The organism is Pseudodesulfovibrio aespoeensis Aspo-2 (assembly GCF_000176915.2).
Taxonomy (GTDB): Bacteria; Desulfobacterota; Desulfovibrionia; order Desulfovibrionales; family Desulfovibrionaceae; genus Pseudodesulfovibrio; species Pseudodesulfovibrio aespoeensis.
On record NC_014844.1, the window covers coordinates 2,258,205 to 2,282,076 of the forward strand.

The 23,872-nt window shown below is 62.1% G+C and carries 16 protein-coding genes and 1 pseudogene; 4 read left to right on the forward strand and 13 right to left on the reverse strand.

What is annotated here, in order from left to right; genetic code table 11:
- Nucleotides 1-432: 432 nt before the first annotated feature.
- Nucleotides 433-1,508 (forward strand): annotated as a pseudogene (locus tag DAES_RS10370) (IS3 family transposase); the annotation flags it as partial.
- A 714-nt stretch (nucleotides 1,509-2,222) separates the two neighbouring features.
- On the opposite strand, the gene DAES_RS10375 reads toward DAES_RS10370, so the two are convergent.
- The 9 genes from DAES_RS10375 to DAES_RS10415 form a co-directional block, all read right to left on the reverse strand.
- Nucleotides 2,223-2,618: a response regulator gene (locus DAES_RS10375; RefSeq protein ID WP_013514978.1), complete on the reverse strand. Its 396-nt coding sequence runs from the start codon at nucleotides 2,616-2,618 to the stop codon at nucleotides 2,223-2,225.
- Between the two features lie 24 nt (nucleotides 2,619-2,642).
- On the reverse strand, nucleotides 2,643-4,352 hold the full coding sequence (locus tag DAES_RS10380; RefSeq protein WP_013514979.1) for an FAD-dependent oxidoreductase: 1,710 nt from the start codon (nucleotides 4,350-4,352) through the stop codon (nucleotides 2,643-2,645).
- A 53-nt stretch (nucleotides 4,353-4,405) separates the two neighbouring features.
- A complete protein-coding gene (locus DAES_RS10385; RefSeq protein WP_013514980.1) occupies nucleotides 4,406-5,584 on the reverse strand; it encodes an aminotransferase-like domain-containing protein in 1,179 nt (392 codons plus the stop codon).
- 204 nt (nucleotides 5,585-5,788) lie between these two features.
- Entirely contained in the window at nucleotides 5,789-5,935 is a 147-nt protein-coding gene (locus tag DAES_RS17805; protein WP_173358447.1) for a hypothetical protein, read from the reverse strand.
- 115 nt (nucleotides 5,936-6,050) lie between these two features.
- Entirely contained in the window at nucleotides 6,051-6,602 is a 552-nt protein-coding gene (locus tag DAES_RS10395; RefSeq protein WP_013514982.1) for a Fe-S-containing hydro-lyase, read from the reverse strand.
- A complete protein-coding gene (locus tag DAES_RS10400; protein WP_013514983.1) occupies nucleotides 6,602-7,441 on the reverse strand; it encodes a fumarate hydratase in 840 nt (279 codons plus the stop codon). The genes DAES_RS10395 and DAES_RS10400 overlap by 1 nt, the downstream gene beginning before the upstream one ends.
- A gap of 305 nt (nucleotides 7,442-7,746) precedes the next feature.
- Nucleotides 7,747-8,484 (reverse strand): fumarate reductase iron-sulfur subunit, encoded by a 738-nt coding sequence (locus DAES_RS10405; RefSeq protein WP_013514984.1) that lies wholly within the window; start codon nucleotides 8,482-8,484, stop codon nucleotides 7,747-7,749.
- Between the two features lie 3 nt (nucleotides 8,485-8,487).
- On the reverse strand, nucleotides 8,488-10,323 hold the full coding sequence (locus DAES_RS10410; RefSeq protein WP_013514985.1) for a fumarate reductase flavoprotein subunit: 1,836 nt from the start codon (nucleotides 10,321-10,323) through the stop codon (nucleotides 8,488-8,490).
- A gap of 13 nt (nucleotides 10,324-10,336) precedes the next feature.
- Nucleotides 10,337-10,987 (reverse strand): hypothetical protein, encoded by a 651-nt coding sequence (locus DAES_RS10415; protein WP_013514986.1) that lies wholly within the window; start codon nucleotides 10,985-10,987, stop codon nucleotides 10,337-10,339.
- A gap of 433 nt (nucleotides 10,988-11,420) precedes the next feature.
- On the opposite strand from DAES_RS10415, the gene DAES_RS10420 reads away from it, so the two are divergent.
- Nucleotides 11,421-14,105 (forward strand): M16 family metallopeptidase, encoded by a 2,685-nt coding sequence (locus DAES_RS10420; protein ID WP_041271410.1) that lies wholly within the window; start codon nucleotides 11,421-11,423, stop codon nucleotides 14,103-14,105.
- 203 nt (nucleotides 14,106-14,308) lie between these two features.
- On the forward strand, nucleotides 14,309-14,647 hold the full coding sequence (locus tag DAES_RS10425) for a hypothetical protein (RefSeq protein ID WP_013514988.1): 339 nt from the start codon (nucleotides 14,309-14,311) through the stop codon (nucleotides 14,645-14,647).
- 90 nt (nucleotides 14,648-14,737) lie between these two features.
- Here DAES_RS10425 and aroC read toward each other — a convergent pair whose 3' ends face one another.
- The 4 genes from aroC to DAES_RS10445 all read right to left on the reverse strand — a co-directional run bounded on the left by aroC (nucleotide 14,738) and on the right by DAES_RS10445 (nucleotide 20,384).
- A complete protein-coding gene (gene aroC / locus DAES_RS10430) occupies nucleotides 14,738-15,802 on the reverse strand; it encodes a chorismate synthase (protein ID WP_013514989.1) in 1,065 nt (354 codons plus the stop codon).
- Nucleotides 15,803-15,811: 9 nt separating this feature from the next.
- Nucleotides 15,812-16,471 carry a potassium channel family protein gene (locus DAES_RS10435; RefSeq protein WP_013514990.1) on the reverse strand — a complete coding sequence of 220 codons (660 nt, stop codon included), beginning with the start codon at nucleotides 16,469-16,471 and terminating at the stop codon, nucleotides 15,812-15,814.
- Between the two features lie 67 nt (nucleotides 16,472-16,538).
- Nucleotides 16,539-18,719 carry a RelA/SpoT family protein gene (locus DAES_RS10440; RefSeq protein WP_013514991.1) on the reverse strand — a complete coding sequence of 727 codons (2,181 nt, stop codon included), beginning with the start codon at nucleotides 18,717-18,719 and terminating at the stop codon, nucleotides 16,539-16,541.
- Nucleotides 18,720-18,734: 15 nt separating this feature from the next.
- A complete protein-coding gene (locus tag DAES_RS10445) occupies nucleotides 18,735-20,384 on the reverse strand; it encodes a peptide-binding protein (RefSeq protein ID WP_013514992.1) in 1,650 nt (549 codons plus the stop codon).
- A gap of 196 nt (nucleotides 20,385-20,580) precedes the next feature.
- Here DAES_RS10445 and DAES_RS10450 point away from each other — a divergent pair, with 196 nt between their 5' ends.
- Nucleotides 20,581-23,790, forward strand: coding sequence for a DEAD/DEAH box helicase (locus DAES_RS10450; RefSeq protein ID WP_013514993.1), 3,210 nt, complete (start codon nucleotides 20,581-20,583; stop codon nucleotides 23,788-23,790).
- Nucleotides 23,791-23,872: the final 82 nt, after the last annotated feature.

The following is a 23,872-nucleotide window of genomic DNA, read 5'->3' on the forward strand; positions in this document are numbered from 1 at the left end:
CAACCATCTGTTCAAGTGAGTAGAAGCAATATCCTGAGTCTGTGAAGTAAGTGGTCTCGTTTTCGGATATGTATGATTGATCTGTTAAGCCAAGCTGTGTGCGTTTTGGAAATCCTCTACGAATGTCTTCAATAAGTTGTGGCGTCATATGGTACATTAGAAATTTCACTTGGCTGTCAGGCATTACTCGAATTAAGCCGATTCCTAGATTTCTAGCAAGAGTTAGCGCTGCTTTTTGAAAACTATTAGTTGTAACCATGTACCCCTTGGTGCGGGAGCCTTTGATCTGTTGAAGTTTGCTTGAAAACTCTTCGAAATTAGGGGGACACCATACCTATTTCTTGCTGGAAATTAGTGACGATGTAAAGTCCCCGTAAACTAGGTCCATTGCCAAGTAGAGACTTCTGGCCCAAAATGGGACAGGAGTTTTGTATGCGTAAATCGAAGTTCAGTGAGTACCAGATCGTCAAGATCCTGAAGGCAGTGGAAGGCGGACGGACTGTCGTCGATGTCTGCCGCGAGCACGGCGTGAGCAGCGCCACGTACTACAAGTGGAAGTCAAAGTATGGCGGCATGGAGGCATCCGATATCCAACGGATGAAGGATCTCGAAGCGGAGAACCGTAAGCTCAAGCAGATGTTCGCCGACCTCAGCCTGGAAAACATGGCGCTCAAGGATGTAATCGAAAAAAAACTCTGAGGCCAGTTCAACGCAAGGAAGTTGTCACGCACATGGTCAACGCGTTTGAGCTGAGCTCGCGCAAGGCCTGCGCGGCCATGGGCATCAGTAGGAGCTACTACGCCTACAAGCCGCACCCGCGGGACGATAGCGATGTCATCGCAGCCTTGACTGAACTGGCCGAGAAAAAGCCTACATGGGGCTTCAGTAAACTTTTCAACGTCCTTCGACAGCAGGGCAAGCCCTGGAACCACAAGAAGGTTTGGAGGGTTTACTGCCTCTTGAAAATGAACCTGAAGCGCAAGGCCAAGAAGCGGCTTCCGCAAGCCTCTCGGACGGCAGTGGCCCAGCCGCTTGCGCCAAACCATTGCTGGTCGATCGATTTCATGCGGGACACCCTTTACAGCGGTCGCGTCTTCAGGACTTTCAACGCTGTGGATGATTACAACCGTGAGGCCTTGGCCGTGGAAATCGATACCAATATGCCAGCAGGAAGAGTGGTAAGGGTGCTGGATCGGGTCGCCGAAGAGCGTGGCTGCTATCCCGAAAGGTTGCGAATGGACAATGGTCCGGAGTTCTCGGGGACTGTCATGGCGGCCTGGGCAGAATCGCATGGCGTGAATCTGGAGTTCATTCAGCCTGGCAAGCCCACCCAGAACTCATACATCGAGCGGTTCAACCGGACCTACAGAGAAGAAGTGCTTGATTTGTACGTGTTCAACAGCCTGAGCGAAGTTCGGGCCATTACGGAGGACTTTATCCGTGAGTACAACGAGGGACGTCCTCATGAATCCCTGGGGAATATGTCGCCGATAAATTTTGCTGCCCAGAGGGCAGGGGGTACCCCCTGCCCTCTGGGCAACCCCCCCGAAAACTGTCGGGAGTCTCTACCGTTAACTGGCCCTATGAAAGGGGACTTTACAACGACACCTAGCTGACTTTCTTCTTCCGCCCTGGCTTTCGGGGCCGCATATCAAGTCCGGTAAGAGATAAGATGCGATCAAAAAAAGCCAGGTTCCCCAACGGCCTTCCCGTTCTTTCGTGCTTATGAATCACTCCTTCGATTGCTTCAACTACCTCGCCGTCAAGAAACGATTTCCTGGTAAATAGGTATGGTGTCCCCCTAATTCTGAGTACGCCCCCACCTCACGGCGGCGAAAAACAAAGTCATCTACATCACTCCTTCGGTTCGGGACGCGTTGGTGCGGGCCGAGGTTGACGCAGCGTTAGCTGATACGGATTGACGTTTTCCCTGTTCGCAATGATGCACATTACGATCAAATAAACAACCACAAGGATAGCAATTACCCAGCCCATCACGCACCTTCCTCTTGTGTGAGGTCCAATTCATCAACAACCGTGAACGCAGGCCTCTTGCCGCTGAACCGGGTCATGGATTTGGCTTTCTTGAAAACTCTCAAATGGACAGTTTAGGTCACCAGAAAGGCCCCCTGCCACGTGGTTGGCCGATACCACAGATAAACCAATTCGGCAACACGATATCAGCCACGGACGTAATGTCCGGTCTATCCCATCTCTCCCTGTCAGAGAATGAGATTCTCCCGCAGTTCGTCCAGGATCGTGGCCTTGTCAAAGGGCTTGACCAGGTAGCAGGTGGCGTGGGCCTGGAAAAAGGCCCGGCTGACGTTGGCATCGTCCACCAGGGAGGTGATCATGACCAGCTTGAACGCCTGCAAGGGGCCGACACCCAGCGCGGCCTCGCGGGCGCGCATGGTTTCCGCCGCCTGATGGCCGTCCATGCCCGGCATCAGGATATCCATCATGACCACGTCGTAGGGATCGCCCGCGGCGTGGGCCCCGTCGAACACGGCCACCCCGGCCTCGCCGCTGGCCGCGCCGTCGCAGCGGGCAAACGGGGCCAGGACCGCCTGGAGGTAGAGCTGGATGCTCTCGTCGTCGTCAACGATCAGAAAACGCACGTTTTATCCGCTGGCCGATGCCGATTAGAGGTCGATCCCGTATTTCCTGATGGCGGCCATGCCGCCCTGGACATTGACCACGTTGCCGAACCCCTGCTCGTCGAGGATGATCTGCGCCTCGTAGGAGCGCGCGCCGGTGTTGCACACCAGGACCACGGGCCTGTCGCGCGGCACCTCGGCCAGCCGCTCGCGCAGCTTGCCCTGGGGGATGTTGTGCCACTGGCCGGGATTGCGGGCCAGATACTCCCCGGCGTCCGCCTCCTCGCGGCAATCGAGAAAATAACACGAGCCGTTGTCGCGCTGGTCCCACAGCTCGGCAAAGCCGTCCGGGCCGACCCCGCGATTGATGCCGAGCAGCACGTTGTCCGCCAGATTGGCCAGGGAGTTGAGCACGTCCATGGCCGAGGCAAACGGCGGGGCGTAGGCCATCTCCAGGTTGGAGATGTCGTCCACCGTGGGCTGATGCCTGAGGATGGCGGCCACGGCGTTGATGCGCCCGACCATGGCGTCGCCCGAGCTGCCGAACCCCTGGACCCCGAGCACGCGGCGGGTGGTCTTCTCCACGATCATCTCCAGGGTCATCAGCTCCTTGGTGGGGTAGAAATGCGCCCTGTCCAGCTGGACCAGGAGCACGCTCACGGCATCGAACCCGGCTGCCAGGGCCGCTTCGAGGCTCAGGCCGGTCCCGGCCAGGGAGGTCTCGAAGAGCTTGACCACAAAGGAGCCGACCACGCCGTCGAACCGGGCGTCGCCGCCAGCCAGGTTGGTGCCGATGACGCGCCCCTGGCGGTTGGCCATGGACCCCAGCGGCAGGAACACGGGCTGGCCGGTGATGAGATGCTTGACGATGGCGCAGTCGCCGCCTGCATATATGTCCGGGTCGCTGGTGCGCATGAATTCGTCAACAAAGACGCCGCCGCGGTCATGGACCGCAAGTCCCGCGTCGCGCGCCAGATCCGAGATGGGCACCACGCCCGCGGCGATGATCACCGCGTCCGCCTCCAGGGTCCGCTTGTCCGTGACCACGCGGGTGACGCGGCCATCCTCGCCCTCGATGGCCTTGACCGACTCGCCAAAATAGAACTCGACCCCGTTCTCCTCCATGTGCTTCCGGGCCATGGCGGCCAGGGCCGGGCTGACCAGCCTGGGCATGAGCTGGCCGGTGATCTCCACCACGCTGGTCTCCACCCCCCACATGTCGGCAAAGGCCTCGGCCATCTCAAGGCCGATGAAGCCCGCGCCGATGATGACCGCCTTGCCCACCTCGCCCTTGGAGATGCCCTCGCGGATGCGCGTGGCGTCGTCCGGGTTGCAGACAGAGCTGACCCCGGCCAGATCCTCGCCCGGCAGATTAAGCCTGCGCGGGGTCGCGCCCGTGGCGATGACCAGCTTGTCGTAGTCGAGGACCGAAGTCACGCCGCTGGTCACGTCCTGAATGTGGACCTGCTTGTTTTCCCGGTCGATGCGCGTGGCCCTGGTCAGGGTGCGCACGTCCACGCCCTTGACCTCCTTGAAGAACTCCACGTCGCGCACCATGTGAAAACTGGTGGTGCTCAGCTCGCGCGCCTCGGAGACCTCGCCCGAGACATAGTAGGGAATGCCGCACCCGCCATAGGAGATGAGCGCGCTCTGGTCGATCATGGTCACTTTCGAGCCGGGTTCAAGCCGCTTGAAGCGGCAGGCGGCCTTGGGCCCCAGGGCCACGCCGCCGATCACTACGATATGCTGTGACATGCTGTATTCCTTGTCTGCTTCAGGCCGCGCCCGTCCCCCGGCGGCCAGGGCCGTTATTCCAAAAAGGCTTCGATGCTCTTGCCCAGGCGCTTGATGCCCGCCTCGATCCTGGCCTCGTCCGAGTTGGAGAAATTGAGGCGCATGGTGTTCTCGCCCGTGCCGTCCACATAGAACGGCCTGCCGGGCACAAAGGCGACCTTGTCCTTGATGGCCACATCAAAGAGGTCCATGGACGAGAACCCCTCGGGCATGGTCGCCCACAGGAACATGCCGCCCTCGGGCTCGATGATGGTGACACAGGACGGGAAGTATTGCCGGATCATCTCCACCATGACCCCGCGCTGGTAGCCGTAGCGTTCGCGGATCAGGGCCACGTGGCTCTCGATGTCGTTGGTCTCCAGGTAGCGGCGCATGATGGCCTGGGCCACGGTGCTGGTGTGCAGGTCCGCGGCCTGCTTGGCGATGACCAGCTTGTCGTAGGCGGCCTGCCCGGCCACGAGCCAGCCGATGCGAAAGCCCGGAGCCGCGATCTTGGAGAACGAGCCGCACAGGATGCCGGGCTTGTTGCAAAAGGAATAGATGCTCGGCAGGTCCTCGCCCATGAAACGCAACTCGCCGTAGGGGTCGTCCTCGATGAAGAGCACGTCGTACCTGTCCAGCAGCTCGGCCACCCCCTTGCGCTTTGCCAGCGAATAGCTGACGCCCGACGGATTCTGGAAGTTGGGCACCGAGTAGAAACACTTGGCCCCGTCACGGAACGCCGCCTCAAGCTCGTCGAGGTTCGGCCCGTCCGGCTCCAGGGACACGGTGACAAACTCCGGCTCGAACAGGGAAAACGCCTGGATGGCCCCGAGATAGCCGGGCCGCTCGATGACCACCTTGTCGCCCTGGTCGATGAAGACCTTGGCCACGATGTCCAGGATCTGCTGGGAGCCGGTGGTGATGAGGATGGAGTCCGGGTCCACGACAAGGCCCCGGTTCTCCCTGTAGCGCCGCGCGATGATGGCCCGCAGCCCGGCGTCGCCCTCGGTGGTGGAGTATTGCAGGGCCGACGCCCCGATGTTCGAGAACACCTCGTGGGCAGCCTTGCCCATGGCCGCCACCGGAAACAGCTCCGGGTTGGGCAGGCCGCCGGCAAAGGAGATTATTTCAGGATTGGCAGTGACTTTGAGGATTTCGCGGATGAAAGAACGGTGAACGGTGCCCATGCGCCGGGCGAACATTTCGGCCATTGTCTGTTTCCTCCAAATGTGGAGGGATACTCTGAAATGAAATCACTGGCAAGGGGTGGACGCAGGGTATCGAACAGTCCGTGGATGCGGCGCGAAACCGCGCCCGCCCTGAAGACAGCCGGGCAGTCGCGGCTCGAAACGAATGCCGCAACGCGCAGCCAAGGGCAGGCAGGAAAAGGAAAAGGGGCTTACGCCCCTTGAATGCTATTCCTTGTCCGGAGACCAGCTGGGGTCACGATATTTGTCAGGGTTGTAGAGCCGCCAGTCGGAACCGTCGTCATACTTCTCGTCCGCACCGGGGAACGGCGTGTAGATCTTCTCTTGATTGTGGTCCTGGTCCCGACAGTCCATCTGTCCAACATACGCCTTTTCCATGACTAGAAAACCTCTGCGATCTCGGAATTGCGCCCACACAGCGGGCAAAAAGGGCCGGGCGACAGCGCCGCCCAGCCCCTTGGTGAATCAATTATCCGGCTGTGTCAAGCTTGGGTTTGACGTATAATTCGCCCCCAAAACAGTCGTTGATCACAAGCAGCGGAAAGTCCTTGACCTTCATGGCCCGGATCGCTTCCGGACCCAGTTCGTCAAAGGCGATGACCGTGGATTCGACAATGGAATTGGAGAGCAGCGCACCCGCGCCGCCCGTGGCCCCGAAGTAGACGCCCTTGTACTGCTTCATGGCCTCCTTGACCTCGTCGCTGCGCTTGCCCTTGCCGATAGACGCCTTCATGCCCAGGCTGTGCAGCCTCGGCGCGTAGGTGTCCATGCGATAGCTGGTGGTGGGGCCGGCAGAGCCGATGGGACGGCCCGGAGGGGCCGGGCTGGGGCCGACGTAGTAGATGGCCGCGCCCTTGAGGTCAAAGGGCAGCTCCTTGCCCGCGTCGAGCAGTTCAATAAGCTTCTTGTGGGCCGCGTCGCGCGCGGAATAGATGATCCCGTTCAAAAAGACGACATCCCCGGCCCGCAATTGCTCGACATCCGCATCGGTCAGCGGCGTGTTCAACGTGTATTCAGCCATCAGAGCACCACCTCCTCGTGACGTTGGGAGTGACACTGCACATTGACCGCCAGCGGCAGGCTCGCCAGATGGCAGGGTTCCATGGCGATCTTGACGCCGAGCACCGTGGTCTTGCCGCCAAGGCCCATGGGGCCGATGCCCAGATCGTTGAGCGCGTCCTCAAGCTCCTGCTCCCTGGCGGCGATGTCCGGGTCGGGATGCGTGTCGTCCAACCGGCGCATGAGCGACTTCTTGGCGATCCTGGCCGCATGGTCAAAGGTGCCGCCGATGCCGATGCCGATGACCGTGGGCGGACACGGGTTCGGTCCGGCCTCGGCCACCCGGTTGATGACGAATTTTCTGACGCCCTCCCAGCCCTGGGCCGGGGAGAGCATGGTCACGCGGCTCATGTTCTCGCTGCCGCCGCCCTTGGCCATGTAGACCAGCTTCAAAGTGTCGCCCGGCACCATGTCAAAGTGGATGATGGCCGGGGTGCCGTCGCCGGTGTTGGCCCGGGTCAGCGGATGACAGGCCGACTTGCGCAAAAAGCCGTCGGCGTATCCCTTGCGCACGCCCGCGTTGATGGCCTCGCGCAGGTTGCCGCCCACCACACGCACACCGTCACCCACCTCGACAAACAATACCGCCAGCCCGCAGTCCTGACACAGGGGCAGCTTGGTGTCCCTGGCCAGATCGGCGTTCTCCAGCAGTTGGCGCAGGACCTCTTTGGCCGATGCGGATGTCTCCGCAGCCATGGCCTGCTCCAGCTTGGCGCGGACGTCATCGGGCAGCTCGGTGTTGGCCTTGATGCACATGGCCGCCACCGCGTCGATCACGTCCCTGACCTGAATCTCTCTCATTGTTGCCTCCCTTTGGTGAGAAGGCCGGAGGGGAATGCCTCCGGCGGCCAGAGAACCTTTTGAAAAAGGTTCTCTGGACTCTCCAAAACTTTTTGGCGAAAACGGCGGGGACGCCGTTTTGGGGTTGTTTCATTCATACGCGGGGCGACGAAACTTCATCGCGCGCCCTCCACGCCGCCGTCCGGCTCTCCCGCCTCCCCTACCCTTCCTGGCGGCGTGGCGCCAAGAAATTCTGGAAGGGGGGTCCAGGGGGGAAACCTCTTTCAAGAGGTTTCCCCCCTGGCCGCCGGAGGCATTATTCCAAGTTACTTCCTGAATATCCGTTTGAGGGACGTGATGCCCATCTTGCGGCGCAGGAAGCCGAGCTGGTTTTGCAGCGGCAGATGCTTGGGGCACACGTCCTCGCAGGCCAGCAGGCCCATGCAGCCGAAGATGCCCATGTCGTTGCCGATGATCTCATAGTAGTCGGCATCGGTCCGCTGGTCGCGCGGATCGATGAGGAACCGGGCCACGCGGTTGAGGGCCGCCGCGCCGAGGAAGTCCTCACGCAGCCGGGCCGTGCCGCAGGCAGAGATGCAGCAGCCGCACTCCACACACCGCTCCAGTTCATAGATGCCCACCGCGACCTTGTTGTCCATGCGCTCCTCAAGGGCGGCGGGATCGAACTCCTTGTCGGTGTGAATCCACGACTCGGTCTTGGTGTACATCTCGCGGAACCAGCTGCCGGTATCTACGGACAGGTCGCCCACCAGCTTGAAGACCGGCAGGGGCAGCAGCGTGATCTCGCCGGACAGATCCTTGGTCTTGGTGTGGCAGGCCAGGCCGGGGCGGCCATTGATGACCATGCCGCAGGAACCGCAGATGCCCGCCCGGCAACAGAAGTCGAATTGCAAGGACGGGTCCTGCTCCTCGCGGATGCGGTTCAGAGCGATGAACAGGGTCATGGAGTCGGTCTCTTCGAGGACAAACTCCTCCATGTGCGGCGAAGACAACGCGTCCTCGGGATTATAGCGGAATATGTTGAATTTGAGCAGTCTGGACATGGGCTATTCCTTCTTGTCGTCGGCGCTGATGATTTCGGACTTGCCGTAACCGCGGTCTCCGGGCGGGATTTCCACCACGATGGTGGCCGGTTCGTACTCCAGGGTTGGCAGGGTGTCGTCCGGCTTCTTCCAGTAGGCCAGGGTGCGGGTCAGCCAGTCGCGGTCGTTGCGCGCCTGGAAATCCTCCCGGTTGTGCGAGCCGCGCGACTCGGTGCGCATGAGCGCGCCGTAGGCGACCATGAGGGCCAGCTTGACCTGCCCTTCGAGCTTGAGGGCTGCGGCCAGCTCGGGATTGACGCCCTTGCCGTCGGACCGAAGACCCACGTTCCTGGCCCGGACCAGGGTGTCCTGGAGCGAGGCCACGCATTCCTCCAGCCCCTGCTGGGTGCGGAAGATGTTGGCCCCCTTGTTCAGCGCGTCCTGCATGGCCGCGCGCACCTTGTAGACGTTCTCGGACCCGTTGGCGCAGCTGACCAGGGCGTCGATGCGCGCCTGCTGGCGGCTCACGGCGTCGTTGATCAGCGCAGTCTTGAAGATGGTCTCGCACCCCTTGAGGTACTCGGCAATCTTGCGGCCCACGATGCCGCCCGCCACCACGGTCTCGGCCAGGGAGTTGCCGCCCAACCGGTTGAAGCCGTGCATGTCCCAGCAGGCGGCCTCGCCCGCCGAGAAAAGCCCCTTGAGGCCGTAGGCCGCGCCGTCCCTGTTGGTGCGCACGCCGCCCATGGAATAGTGCTGGGTGGGCCGCACCGGAATGAGCTGATGGATGGGGTCCACGCCCAGGAAGGAGGTACAGATCTCGTAGACCTCGCGCAGCTTGCCGGTGATGTGCTCCTCGCCCAGGTGGCGGATGTCGAGCCACAGGTGCTCGCCGTAGGGGCTCTTGACCCCGTGCCCCTCGCGCATGTGGTGGGTCATCCAGCGGGAGACCACGTCGCGCGAGGCCAGCTCGGCCTTTTCCGGCTCATACACGTCCATGAACCGTTTCTCGTTGACGTCAAGGAGCGTGCCGCCGTCGCCGCGGCATCCCTCGGTGACCAGGATGTCGGTGGGCACAATGCCCGTGGGGTGGAACTGGACCGCCTCCATGTTGCCCAGGGGCACCACGCCGCTCTCCACGCACATGGTGTGCGCCCCGCCGTCGCAGATGACCGCGTTGGTGGTGTTGGGATAGATGCGGCCAAACCCGCCCGCCGCGATCATGACCGCCCTGGCCAGATAGACGCGCAACTCGCCGGTGCGCAGGCAGCGGGCGACCACGCCGGAGCAGGTCTCGCGGTCGTGGATCAGGGCGATGGCCTCGGTCTTGTCGTGGACCTCGACGCCCATCTGAGCGCAGCGGTTGTCCATTGTGCACATGACCGCATGGCCGGTGCCGTCCGAGGTGTAGCAGGTACGCCACTTGGCCGTGCCGCCAAAGGAACGGGCCATGATCAGCCCTTCCCTGTCCTCCTTCTCGACCTTCTCGAACTGTTTGCCGCCCTTGTAGTAGATGGACTTGCCCGGCACCACGCGGTTCCAGGGCACGCCCCAGTGGGCAAGACGGCGCATCTCGATGGGCGCGGCGTCGGCAAAGAGGCGGGCGACCTCCTGGTCGCAGCCCCAGTCAGAGCCCTTGACCGTGTCGGCGAAGTGGACGTCGGGACCGTCGCCCTCGCCCATGACACTGTTGCCAAGGGAGGCCTGCATGCCGCCCTGGGCAGCCGAGGAATGGGAGCGTCTGGCGGGCACCAGACTCAGACAGATGGCGGAGAAACCGGCGTCGGCAGCCTCGACGGCTGCGCGCTCGCCCGCAAGACCCGCGCCGACAACAAGCAAATCGGTGTAGATAGTCTGCATGGCAATTTCTCCGTTAGTTGACGCTCAGGAAGAGGAAGCGGATCAGGGTGATCAGGCCGATGGCGATGAACATCAGGGTGATGATGTTCTCGCCGCGCTTGAAGCGGGCGCGGTCCACGTCCTTGACGAATCCCCACTTCACGGCGATGCGGTAGAGGCCGATGCCCACGTGCAGCTCCACCAGGGGCAGCAGGATCAGGTAGAAGACGGCCCAGAACCCCGACTGGATGCGCGCCGCCGACTTGATGGCAGTGATGGGCAGGTCGGTCAGAACCACCCACATGTGGATGGCGCCCATGATCAGGATGATCATGGCCGACACGGCCTGGACGATCCACAGCCAGGTGTCGCCATGGTGCAGCATCCGGGCGTGCTGCCAGATGGTCTTCTGGCCGTCGAAACGGAAGGGAATCTTGCGGGCGGCAAGCACGAAATGGGTCAGGAACAGGAGAAAGACGAGGGGGCCGCCGACCTGGGCCATGCCGGTGGCTTCGAAGAATTCCGCGATGGCGTCCATGACGCCGGGGCTGATGACGACGCTCGACACCAGTATCATGTGACACCACATGAACAGGATCAGACCGGCTCCCGAGAGCATCTGGACCCAGTCCATTGCGCCATCCCACTTACCCGTTTTGCCAGCAGGTGCGTAGCTGATGGACATTCAATTCCTCCGTTGGGTTAAACACACATATTCCCTTGACAAGCAATCGGAATTTTGTAAGCCGGACGCACGTTTCTTGTCAACAATTCCAGAAACCGCACCACAGGGAAAACCCAGCAATTCCGTGCCATGATAGGACGTAAACCCCCTTGATTGCACGGTCAAACAGGCCAATGGACCAAGAGATATTTTTCACCCGGCCACCGGCCCGAACCCGGAGCATCGTCAAGCACCTGTTTGAAACCGAAAACCCCGCCCCGGCCCCGGATAGTGGTTTTCATTTGGCCCAGCCTCGGATACATTGCTTGGCGCTTCCAAGTCATGACGCCACTTGCCTGAGCATTATCCGGTATTACTATTCCATGAAACGACCGACAGAACCGAAGGCAACCAATCCGACGCCGCCCGCTGGCGGACGCCACGGGGAAGAAAAATGTTCAAAAAAATCCTGCTATTGGGAGGACTCATCATGGTCCTGACCGGGTGCCAGATGCACACCAACAAGAAAAACACAGCAGCAGCCAGGATGCCCGCCCTGCCGTCGCTGGCCGAGCGAGACGCGAGCGAGACCCACATCGTCAGGCTTGAGAACGGACTGACCGTGCTCATCCGGCAGGACGACCGGTTCCCGCTGGTCAACGCCCGCCTCTATGTCCATGCGGGCAGCGGCTACGAAACCCCGCAGATCGCGGGCATCAGCCATCTGCTCGAACACATGGTCTTCAAGGGTACGAAGAAGCGCGGGCCGGGACAGAGCGCCCGCGACATCGAGGCCGTGGGCGGCAGCATGAACGCGGCCACCAGCTTCGACTACACGGTCTATTACGTCGAGGTGCCGGACGACCAGTGGTCGCTCGGCCTTGATGTCATCACCGACATGGCCTTCAACGCGGCCATCGACCCGGAGGAACTCAGGAGCGAGAAACAGGTCGTGCTCGAAGAGCTGGAACGCGGGGAGGACACCCCTGGCAGCAGGCTGTTCAAGACCCTCCAGGGCATGGTCTGGCAGGGCAGCACATATGAATGGCCCATCATCGGATACCGCGATACCGTGTCGGCCATGACCGACAAGGACATCCACGCCTATATCGCCGAGAACTACCAGCCCCAGTCCATGCTCCTGGCCGTGGTCGGCAAGGTCAACCCGGATGAGGTCCTGGCCGAGGCAAGGCGTCTGCTCGGGGGCCTGCGGAACACCCGGCCCGTGTCGCCGCCCGACACCATCGCCGTGCCCGCCACGGGCAGCGGCCCCAGGGTGACCAAGCTGACCGGCAAGTGGAACAAGGTCTACCTGGGCGCGACCTTCCCCATTCCCCAGGGCTCGTCGGCCAAGATCGCCGGGCTGGAGCTGCTGTGCCAGCTCATGGGCGGCGACGATACCTCGCGCCTCTACCGCACCTTCAAATATGACAAACAACTGGTGGACGACATCTCCATCTCGCCCCTGTCCCTTGAGCGCGGGGGCATGCTCTACTTGAGCGCCACCCTGGACGCGGACAAGCTCGAGACCTTCTGGACCGAACTCATGGCCGAGCTGGCCCGGTTCAATCCCGAGGACTTCACCGACCGCGAGATCGAACGCGCCCGGCTCAACCTGGAGGACTCCCTCTTCCTGACCAAGGAGACCCTGTCCGGGCTGGCCAGCAAGCTCGGCTACTTCCAGTTTTTCGAGAACGGCGAGCAGGCGGAGCAGAACTACCTCTTTGCCCTGGGCCAGACAGGACGGGCAGAGCTGAAGGGGCTGTACGACGAGTTCGTGCGCCCGGACCAGCTGGCCGCCTGCATCCTGACGCCCGAAGACACCGCCGTCACCCCGGAAGCGCTCACGGCGGCCACGCACAAGGCATGGCCCGCCAAGGCCCGCGCCGATGCAAAGCAGCAGGCGGCCACTACCGACGCGGCCCAGCAGATCGCCCTGCCCGGCGGCAACACCCTGGTCCTGCTGCCCGACGAGACCCTGCCCTACACCGCCGTGAGCATCTACTGGACGGGCGGCGACGGCGACCTGACCCCGGACCAGCAGGGGCTGGCCGCCCTGACGGCCAAGGCGCTCACGCGCGGCACCATGACCATGTCGGCCACCGATATCCAGGACTTCCTGTCCGACCACGCGGCCAGCATCGGTTCCAGCGCAGGACGCAACACCTTTGCCCTGGAGGCGAAGTTCCCCACCCGGTTCACGGACAAGGTTCTGCCGCTCCTGCGCGACACCCTGACCGCCCCGGCCTTTGACCAGAGCGAGATCGACCGCGCCCGCCAGGACCAGATCGCGGCCATCAAGCAGCGCGAGGACCAGCCGCTCGGCCTCGCCTTCCGCCACATCTTCCCCTTCCTGTACAAGACCGGCCCCTACGCCCTGCTCCACCAGGGGACCATAGAGGGCGTGGAGGCCATGACCCAGGCCGACATCATGCGCTACTGGGGCAGGCAGTCCATGCACCCCTTTGTCTTTGCCGTGTGCGGCCAGTTCGACAGGCAGGCGATCGAGGAATTCGCCGCCTCTCTGTCCAGAACCCTGACCGCGCCGGGCAGCGAATACCAGTTTGCCACCCCGGAGTGGAACACCGGACGCGAGATCACCCTGCACCTGCCCGACCGCAGCCAATCGCACCTGATCATGGCCTTTCCCGCGCCCGGACGCGACGACCGCGACACCTCGGCCCGGCTGGAACTGCTCAAGGCGATCCTGTCCGGCCAGTCCGGCCTGCTCTTCCGCGACCTGCGCGACAAGCAGGGTCTGGCCTACTCGGTCACCTCGCTGCTGTGGCAGAGCCACAACACCGGCTTCCTCGGCCTGTACATCGGCACCCAGCCCGACAAGGTGGACCAGTCCCTGGCAGGTTTCCGCACCATCCTCGCCGACCTTGCGGCCACCCCGCTGCCCGAGGCGGAGCTGGAGCGCGCCCGAAACATCCTGACGGGCGACTACTACCAGGAGCACCAATCCCTCATCTCGCGAAGCCGCGAAGCGGCCAGCCTGCTGACCCAGGGCTTTGACCGGGAATACGACCAGGACATCATCGAGCGCGCCAAGCTGGTGACGCCCCAGGACATCCGCGAACTGGCCCGCCACTACCTGACCCAGGACAAGGCGTACCTGATGCAGGTGACCCCCTGACGGACGACACACCCGAACTCGGCAAATGGCCCGGCCTCCCTCGCGGAGGCCCGGCCATTTCCGTTGGCCAGGCACCCGGCGGAACAGCTCCAAACACTTGCCCATGTTCGCAGACTAGGCTACAAAACGTCAGCACAGCATTCCAACAACCACATTCGCATTCCGGCAACCGCATTCCAGCAACCGCACCGGGGGACTGACGCATGGCGCTCATTTTCGGCTCGCCCAAGAAGCAGGGCACCCTCAGGGAAGACGTCAAGAACGACCACCGCCTGACCCTGGCCAAGGACATCTACATGGCCGGGAAGCTGAAGATCATGACCACGGAGACCATTCCTGGCCGCGAAATCCAGTCCGCCTTCGGCCTCATCGTCTGCCGCAGCTACGCCTTTGACAACGCCTTTTACGGCCTCATGGCCCAGGCCATGGATGTCAATGCCGACGCCATCATCGGCTACCGCGAAAACGTGGCCTTCCATCCCGAGGGCGACAAATACTACTCCTGCTACGGCACTGCCGTGCGCATGAAAAAGGCCAAGTAGGCGGATCGCTTTTTCCCGGAGCAGGAAAGCCCGGCCCTGGCATCTGCCAGGGCCGGGCTTTCCTGCTCGTACCACTGAAAAAGGTGACCGCTACTCGCGCAGGCCCAGCCGCCTGTCCATCAGGAGCAGGTCGGCCAGGGTCAGGGCGGTCATGGCCTTGAGCACTGGGTTGATGCGCGGGATGGCGGCGATATCGTGCCGCCCGCCCACGGTGATGGTGGCAGCCTCGCCTGTCCGGGTCACGGTGCGCTGCTCGCGGGCAATGGACGGGATGGGCTTGATGTAGGCCCTGGCCACGATGTCCTGGCCTGACGAAATGCCGCCGAGGATGCCGCCCGCATTGTTGGAGGCAAAGCCCTCCGGGCTGATGGGGTCATTGTTTTCACTGCCCAGCGACCGGGCCGCGCCGCAGCCCGAGCCGATCTCCACCGCCTTGACCGCGCCCACGGACATGAGCGCATAGGCCAGCCGGGCGTCGAGCTTGTCAAAGACCGGCTCCCCCAGCCCGGCGGGTACGCAGATGGCGCGCACCTCGACCACGCCGCCCAGGGTGTCGCCCTGGCCCTTGACGCGCTTGATGCGCTCTTCCCAGGCAGCCGGGGCGTCCGGGTCAGGGCTGAAATAGGGCCTGTCCTGCGCTCCTTCCCAATCAATGAGCCGGGCCGCTATGCCGCCCAGTTCCACGGTATAGGCGAAAATCGAAATGCCCTCGGCGCGCAGCAGCTCCTGGGCGATGGCCCCGCCCGCCACGCGGCTGACGGTCTCCCGGCCCGAGGACCGCCCGCCGCCCCGATAGTCGCGCAGGCCGAACTTGGCGTTGAAGGCAAAGTCCGCGTGACCGGGACGGAAAATGTCCCTGATGGCGGAATAGTCGTTGGAGCGGTGATCGGTGTTCTCCACATGAAAGCCAATGGGCGTGCCCGTGGTCACCCCCTCGAAGACGCCGGAAAGGATGCGCACGCGGTCCGCCTCCTTGCGCGCCGTGGAGGCCAGACCGCCCTGGCCCGGTTTGCGCCGGTCCAGCTCGCGCTGGAGCATGGCCTCGTCCAGGGGAATCCCCGCCGGGCAGCCGTCGATGACGCCGCCCAGGCCGGGTCCATGGGACTCGCCATAAGTGGTCAGCCGAAACATGGTGCCGAAGACGTTGCCGCTCATGGCCGCTCCCTAATAATTGTTGATCTTGATCACATCTTTGGTGTTGCCGAGCAGGACAAGCACGTCCCCTTCCTCAAGCGCCTTGTCGGCCTGGGGCACAAAGCTGAAATCTGCCTCGCCGCTGTGGCGGTAGGCGATGACCTGAACGGAATACGTATTGGTCAGGTTCAGTTCACGCAAGGTTTTTCCCGTCCACTTGCTGACCAGTATCTCGCGCGTGACCACGTCCTTGCCCAAACCGAGGTAGTCGTGCAGTCCGGGCGCGGCCAACCGGTGGGCCATCTGAAAAGCCACATACGCCTCGGGAAAAACCACAAAGGGCACGCCGAGCTTGTAGAGCACCCGCTCGTGTTCCTCGCTCATGGCCTTGACCCAGATGCGGCCCACGCCCAGGGCCTGAAGATTGAGCACCACCAGGATGCTCGCCTCCATGGACGAACCGGTGGAGACCACCACGGTCTCAAGCTCCTTGAACCCGATCTGCTCCAGAGCCTTCTCGTCCGTGGCGTCGGCCTGATAGACTTGGCTCAGCACTCCCTGCGCCCTGCGGATGTTGGCTTCGCTGCGATCCACGCCGATCACGTCGTGCCCCAGGTCAACCATGGCCTTGGCCAAGGTCAGGCCGAACTTGCCCAGCCCGACAACCCCTATCTCCAATTTCTGCGCCATATGACCTCCATTGCATCAACCTATCGGGAACACTGCGGGCCGCCTGCCATGCCGCGCCGGGGCGCGGTCAGGAAACGCGCAACGCCTCCTGCACCGCCTTGAGCGCCTTGACCTTGGACAGGGCGCTGTAGAGCTGGTCCAGGTCCTTGACCTCCACGGTGAACTCCAGCACCGAGGTGCCGTCCACCTTGGACTCGAAGCTGCCCGAATCGATGTTGACGTTCTGCTCGGCCAGCATGGAGCATATCTTGCCAAGCATGCCGGTCTTGTTCAGACACTTGATCTTGATCTTGGCCGGATACGGCTTCTCCTCGACGCCTTCCCAATTGACGCCGACGAGCCGTTCCTCCTCGAAATTCTTGACGTTATGACAATCGATGCGGTGGACGGTCACACCCCGGCCACGGGTGATGTAGCCGATGATGGGCTCGCCGGGCAACGGATTGCAGCAACTGGCGAATCGGACCAGGACGTTGTCCACACCCGAAATCTGGAGACCGTCTGTCTTGGGCTTCTTCTTCGGATCCGGCGCAGGGGCGCTCTCCTCCTCCTTATCCCGGACCTTGCGCAGGTCCATACTCTCGCCGTGGATGACCGAGTAGAGCTTCTTGACCACCTTGCGCGGGGTGAAGCGCGAAAACCCCACCTGGGTCAGCAGGTCATCCACGCTGCCGCAGTTGAAGCCCTCCACAAGCTTGATGAAGTCGCCGTCCTTGATCGCCTTCTGGACGTTGATGCCCAGGCGGCGGCCCTCTTTCTCCAGCAGTTCGCGGCCCAGGGCGATGGCCCGCTCGCGCTCCACGGTGCGGATGTACTGCTTGATGCGTGTGCGCGCCTTGGCCGTCTTGACGAACTTGAGCCAATCGCGGCTGGGCATCCGGTTCTTGTCGGTGATGATCTCCACCGAGTCGCCGTTCTTGAGCGGGCTGTGCAGCGGCACGATGCGGCCATTGACCTTGGCCCCGGCACACTTGTCGCCTACCTCGGAGTGAATGGCGTAGGCAAAATCCACCGGGGTCGCGCCTTCTGGCAACTCCTTGATGTCGCCGCTGGGCGTGAAGACGTAGACCTCCTCCTGAAACATCTCAAGCCGCAGCGAGGCCATGAACTCGCGCGGGTCCGAAAGCTCGCGCTGCCAATCCATGATCTGCCGCAGCCAGGTGTAACGCTCGGCGTCGCGGGTGTCGGCGCTCCTGGCCCGCTTGCTCCCCTTGCCCACCTCCTTGTACTGCCAATGGGCGGCCACGCCGTACTCGGCGATGCGGTTCATCTCCTCGGTGCGGATCTGCACCTCGATGCGCTCCCCGTCCGGGCCGATGACGGTGGAGTGCAGGCTCTGGTACATGTTGGCCTTGGGGATGGAGATGTAGTCCTTGAACCGCCCCGGCACGGGCCGCCAGATGGAGTGGATGAGCCCCAGCACGGCGTAGCAGTCCTTGACGGATTCGAGAATGATGCGGAAGGCGATGAGGTCGTATATCTCGTCGAAGGTCAGCCCCTGCTGCTCCATCTTCACATGGATGGAGTGCAGGTGTTTGGTGCGCCCGTAAACGCGCCCCTTGATCTTGTTCTTCTTGAGCATGTCGTTGATCAGGTCGATGACCTTGTCAATGTACGGCTCGCCGGAGGCCCGGTGCTCGGACACGGCCTGGCTCAACTGGTCGAAGACATCGGGCTTGAGATACCTGAGGCAGAGGTCCTCAAGCTCGGTCTTGACCCGGTGCAGGCCGAGGCGGTTGGCCAGGGGTGCGTAGATGTCCTGTGTCTCCTGGGCGATGAGCCGCTGCTTGACCGGCTTCATGAACTCCAGGGTGCGCATGTTGTGCAACCGGTCGGCCAGCTTGACCATGAGCACGCGGATATCCTCGGCCATGGCCAGGATCAGCTTGCGGATGTTCTCCGCCTGCTGCACGGCCTTGGATTCGAAGTCCATCTGGCTGATCTTGGTCACCCCGTCTACGATGTCGGCCACATCCGAGCCAAAGAATTCCTCGATCTCGTCCACCGAGGCCTGGGTGTCCTCCACCGTGTCGTGCAGCAGCCCGGCGGCCACCGTGGCCTCGTCGAGCTGCATCTCGGCCAGCAGGTAGGCCACATTCATGGGATGGGAGATGTACGGCTCGCCGGAGCGGCGGACCACGCCGTCGTGCGCCTGGGCGGAAAAAACATAGGCCCGCTGGATCAGATCCAGGTCAGGATTATCTATATATGACGCCACCTTATCGGTGATCTGGTTGATGCGAATCATGAAGCCTTCTTGATCCTACGGCTGCATCTGCAGCGATTTCGGTATCCACCATTTGGGAAAGTTGTAGGCAATGCCCGCCGGGGCGGCCTGGATATTGCGCACCCTGGCCTGCACAATGGGCAGGGATTTGGGAACATACAGGAAGCAGTACGGCACCTCGTCATGCAATATGCGCTGCACTTCGTCGTAGATGGGCTTGCGCGCCTTCGGATCGACCAGCCTGCGGCCCCGCTCCAGCAGCGCATCCAGTTCAGGATTGACGTAGCGGGTGAAGTTGAGCCCCCGCTCCACGGCCTGTGACGAATGCCAGACGCTGTAGATGTCCGGGTCCTGGAGGATGTTCCAACTCAAGATCACGGCGTCGAACCGCCCCTTGTCCACGAACTCCTTGATAAAGGCCGCCCACTCCACTGTGCGCAGCTCCACCTTGATGCCCACGTCCCTGAGCCGCTGCTGGATGATCACCCCGGATTTGATGCGCTGGGTGTTGCCCTGGTTGGTGATGATGGAAAAGGCAAAGGGAACCCCGTCCCTGTCCAGGATGCCGTCGCCGTCGCTATCCGCCCAGCCCGCCTCGGCCAGCAGCTCCCTTGACCGCTGCGGGTCATAGGTTCGGGGCTTGACGGCCTCGTTGTACTGCCAAGTGCCGGGCTTATACGGCCCGTTGGCCATCTCGCCCAGGCCGTAGAGCACGCCCTTGACGATCTCGCGCCGGTCAATGGCGTGGTCGATGGCCCGGCGCACCCGGACATCCTTGAAAAACGGATGGTTCATGTTGAAGCCGAGAAAGGCGTAGCCAGAGGCCAGGTACTCGAACTTGTTGAAGCTGCCGTCCCAGCCCGGCCCGCTGGTCTGGTAGAGGTATTGCAGCGGGGTCAGGTCCATGGTGTCGAGGTTGCCCGCCTTGAGCTCCAGGAACTGGGTGGAGAGGTCCGGAATCATCCGGTAGATGACCCTGTCGATGTACGGCCTGCCCTCGAAATGGTCCGGGTTGGCCTCCAGCACGATGCGGCTGCCGGGCGTCCACTCCTTGAGCATGTACGGCCCGGCCCCCAGGGGCTCGCGGCTGTACTTCGTGTTGAGCAGATCCTCGCCCTCCATGGCGTGTTTGGGCAGGATGTCCATGGCCCAGGTGATGAGCGCCTTGGCAAAGGGCTGGTCGTACTCCACCTCAAACGAGTACCGGCCCGTAAGCCGGAACGCCTTGACCGCCTTGAAATTCTCGGCATAGGCCGTGGGCGTTGTCGGGTCGATCATCAGCCGGTAGGTGAATTCCACGTCCTCTGCCGTGAGCGGCTCGCCGTCGAACCAGCGGATGTCCTCGCGCAGGGTGAACCGGATGAGCCGCCCCTCGTCGAGCACCTCGAAGGACTTGGCCGCGTAGGGCACGAGCTCAATGTCCTTGTCATACTTGATCAGGCCGACGAATATCTGCGAGGCCACGGAATGGGAGGCTCCGCTGGTGGAAAGGGCCGAGATGAGATTGTCCGGCTCGCCGAGCATGGCCTCGACAATGCTGCCCCCATATTGCGGTTCGGACGGGAGCGCGGCCTGATCGACCGGCCTGACGGGCGTGGCCGGGCCGCCCCCCTCGCCGCATGCCGCAAGAAAGGCCATGGCAAGGGCCATGGCAAGGGAAAACATCAGGGGGGTTGGCAGTCTCATTTTTTCTTGCAAAACTACGGTGGTTGGACCATATAATCGGGAGAGCGTCGGCCACTTGGTACACTATGAACCAATGGGCCTGAAAAGCCAAGTGGGCGAAAGGCGGCGCAATGGTTTTTATACATCTTGCCGAACGGCGTGGATACGGGTAATCAAACGTGTTCAAATATCCCGGCAAGCGACAGAGAGTGTTTGAATGACCAGTGGCGAAGAACAAATAGTCAAATCCATCCTCCAGAACTTCATTGGCGACAGCATCCCGGAATACATCCTGGAAAGCGCCAATGAAATGGTCGCGGCCAATGGAGTGTCCAAGCTCGACCTGAAGAAGCGCGACCAGTACTGGGACATCGACGGTCAGGTACAGGGCGACGAATTCCAGAACTACACCTCGGAGATCGGCCTCAACCTGAACGACCGGAGCATCAACTTCTACTGCAACTGTCCGGATTCCTTCTCCGGCGTCTGCCGCCACGTGGCGGCCACTGCGGTCAAGCTGCTCAAGTCGCTCAACTCCGAATCGGGCGAAAAGGCCCCCACCCCCCGCACCGACTGGCGCCAGACCTTCCGCCCCTTTTTCGCCACCGAGCTTGAGCCGGAGGCCGGGAGGCACTATCTCATCTACCGCATCTACCCGGAGCTCGGGCGGCTCCAGGTGGCCTTTTTCCGCGCCCGCCAGAACAAGTCGGGCATCTCCCAGGTGCAGAACGAAGTCACCCTGACCCAGATCGTGGAGAACCCGGACTGGTGCGACACCTCGCCCGCCCTGCCCGGCGTGGCCGAGCAGATAGGCCACTACCTCGACTACTGGGGCCACCGGGTCGAAATCCCGGCGGGCCTGCACTCCTGGTTCTTCCGCGCCGTCAAAAACGAATATTATCTCTTCCTGCGCGAGACCGACCAGCCTGTGACCATCGAGTCCAAGACCATGCAGCTCAAGCTCTCCCCGACCTTGAGCGAGGACGGACTGATGTTCGACATCCTCCTGTCCAGGGAGGACAAGCTGCCCTTCTCCATCACCGACGAGGAGGAGATCTATTTCTACGGGCGGCTGCCGCTTTGGGTCTACTACAAGAACTCCTTCTACCCGGTGCAGACAGGGCTGGACCCCAAGCTGGTGCAGAGCATGGTGGTGAAGAAACCCATTGTGCCCCATGCCGACGTGTCGGAATTCCTCGACCGCGTCTGGACCCGCATCCCGGTCTCTGACCTCTACGGCCAGGAGGACTTCCTGGAGCGCGTGGGGCCGATATTCCAGAAGGCCGAGTACAATCCCAAGCTCTTCCTGGACGAGGAAGGCAGCCTGCTGATCCTCAAGGTGCAGAACATCTACGAGAACGAGCACGGCGAATTCATCATGCCCGGTCCCAACCCGGACCTGCAGACCGGCAGCTACCACGTGGGCGGCAAGAGCTACCTCATCAGACGCTCCCAGGAGGAGGAAGCCAACCTGCTGGCCGAGCTGCACGACATGCGCTTCCAGCCCAGGAACAACCACATCTGGTTCATGGAGCAGGAGGAGGCCATCAACTTCCTGCTCGACCACTATCCCCAGCTGGTCGAGGCATACCGCGTCTTCGGCGAGCAAAACCTGACCCGCTACAAAGTGCGCACCACCCAACCCATTGTCATCGCCGAGGTGGAATCCGACGAGGCGGACAAGTGGTTCAACCTGGAACTCTCGGTGGAGTACGACGACCAGCGCGTGCCCATCGACGAGATATGGGAGGCGTGGACCAAGGGCAAACGGTATGTCCAGCTCAAGGACGGCTCATACACCAGCCTGCCCGAATCCTGGCTCAACAAGCTCGGCCACAAACTCAAGGCCCTGGGCTTTGATCCCGAAAAGGCGCCCAAGAAGCAGTTCAACCAGTTCGAGGCCCCGGTGCTCGACAAGATACTGGAAGATCTGCCCCAGGCGCACACAGACTCGTACTACGTCAAGCTCAAAGAAAAAATAAACAATTTCAACGAAATAAGACTAATGGAGCAACCCCGGAAGCTCCAGGCCACCCTGCGGCCCTACCAGCTCCAGGGCATGAGCTACCTCAACTTCCTGCGCGAGTACGGGTTCGGCGGCATCCTGGCCGACGAGATGGGCCTGGGCAAGACCATCCAGACCCTCTCCTACATCCAGTCCCTGGTGGACTCCGGCGTGGATGGCCCCAACCTGATCATCGTGCCCACCTCGGTCCTGCCCAACTGGGAGCGCGAGGCGCAAAAATTCGTGCCCGAACTCAAGCGGCTGACCATCTACGGTGCCAAGCGCGACGACCTCTTCCAGCACATCAAGGACTCGCATCTGGTCATCACCACCTATGCCCTGCTGCGCCGGGATCTCGAAGAGCTGCTCAAGTACAAGTACACCAGCGTCATCCTCGACGAGGCGCAGAACATCAAGAACCCCAACACCATCACGGCACGCTCGGTGCGCAAACTCGAAGCCGGGCTGCGCGTCTGCCTTTCGGGCACGCCCATCGAGAACAACCTTTTCGAGCTGTGGTCGCTCTTCGAATTTCTCATGCCCGGCTTCCTCGGGTCGCAGCATTCCTTCCAGCGGGGCATCGTCAAGCCCATCAAGGACGGCGACGAGGAGACCCTCGACTACCTGCGCTCCAGGGTCAAACCGTTCATCCTGCGCCGCACCAAATCCGAGGTGGCCAAGGATCTGCCGCCCAAGATCGAGACCACGCACTACTGCGAGCTGGTGGACGAACAGCGCGACCTCTACAACGCCCTGGCCAAGAAGCTCAAGGATCAGGTGCTGCGCGACGTGGAGGAAAAGGGCATGGCCAAGAGCCAGATGTCCATCCTCGACGCCCTGCTCAAGCTGCGCCAGATCTGCTGCCACCCGCGCCTGCTCAAGCTCGACATGCCCGGCGTGTCCACCAACCTGCCCTCGGGCAAGTTCGACGCCTTCAAGGACTTGGTGATTGACATCATCGAGGGCGGCCACAAGGTGCTGGTCTTCTCCCAGTTCGTACGCATGCTCCACGTCATCCGCAGCTGGCTCCAGATCCGCGAGATTCCCTTCGCCTACCTTGACGGCTCGTCCAAGGACCGCTTCGAGCAGGTGGACCGGTTCAATGACAACCCGGACATCCCCATCTTCCTCATCTCGCTCAAGGCGGGCGGCACGGGCCTCAACCTGACCAGCGCCGACTACGTCATCCACTACGACCCGTGGTGGAACCCGGCGGTGGAGAATCAGGCCACGGACCGCACCCACCGCATCGGCCAGAAGCGGCAGGTCTTCGCCTACAAGATGATCTGCCAGAACACGGTGGAAGAGCGCATCCTCAAGCTCCAGGAGCAGAAAAAGGACGTGGCCGAGTCCATCATTCCCGGCCAGTCCGCCCTCAAGGGGCTGACCCGCGACGATCTCGAAATGCTCTTCGAAATCTAGGCCAGACGTGCTGTCACAGGAAAGTAAGAAAGATTCCCATTTACTCGCGCAGCGCCCTCTGCTAGGTCAGGGCTGGGACGCT

Bases quoted from the DNA above. Each gene is read 5' to 3' on its own strand.
- DAES_RS10380 (WP_013514979.1), bottom strand. From the start codon at position 4,352: ATGTCACAGCATATCGTAGTGATCGGCGGCGTGGCCCTGGGGCCCAAG.
- DAES_RS10385 (WP_013514980.1), bottom strand. From the start codon at position 5,584: ATGGCCGAAATGTTCGCCCGGCGCATGGGCACCGTTCACCGTTCTTTC.
- DAES_RS17805 (WP_173358447.1), bottom strand. From the start codon at position 5,935: ATGGACTGTCGGGACCAGGACCACAATCAAGAGAAGATCTACACGCCG.
- DAES_RS10395 (WP_013514982.1), bottom strand. From the start codon at position 6,602: ATGGCTGAATACACGTTGAACACGCCGCTGACCGATGCGGATGTCGAG.
- DAES_RS10400 (WP_013514983.1), bottom strand. From the start codon at position 7,441: ATGAGAGAGATTCAGGTCAGGGACGTGATCGACGCGGTGGCGGCCATG.
- DAES_RS10405 (WP_013514984.1), bottom strand. From the start codon at position 8,484: ATGTCCAGACTGCTCAAATTCAACATATTCCGCTATAATCCCGAGGAC.
- DAES_RS10410 (WP_013514985.1), bottom strand. From the start codon at position 10,323: ATGCAGACTATCTACACCGATTTGCTTGTTGTCGGCGCGGGTCTTGCG.
- DAES_RS10415 (WP_013514986.1), bottom strand. From the start codon at position 10,987: ATGTCCATCAGCTACGCACCTGCTGGCAAAACGGGTAAGTGGGATGGC.
- DAES_RS10420 (WP_041271410.1), top strand. From the start codon at position 11,421: ATGTTCAAAAAAATCCTGCTATTGGGAGGACTCATCATGGTCCTGACC.
- DAES_RS10425 (WP_013514988.1), top strand. From the start codon at position 14,309: ATGGCGCTCATTTTCGGCTCGCCCAAGAAGCAGGGCACCCTCAGGGAA.
- aroC (WP_013514989.1), bottom strand. From the start codon at position 15,802: ATGAGCGGCAACGTCTTCGGCACCATGTTTCGGCTGACCACTTATGGC.
- DAES_RS10435 (WP_013514990.1), bottom strand. From the start codon at position 16,471: ATGGCGCAGAAATTGGAGATAGGGGTTGTCGGGCTGGGCAAGTTCGGC.
- DAES_RS10440 (WP_013514991.1), bottom strand. From the start codon at position 18,719: ATGATTCGCATCAACCAGATCACCGATAAGGTGGCGTCATATATAGAT.
- DAES_RS10445 (WP_013514992.1), bottom strand. From the start codon at position 20,384: ATGAGACTGCCAACCCCCCTGATGTTTTCCCTTGCCATGGCCCTTGCC.
- DAES_RS10450 (WP_013514993.1), top strand. From the start codon at position 20,581: ATGACCAGTGGCGAAGAACAAATAGTCAAATCCATCCTCCAGAACTTC.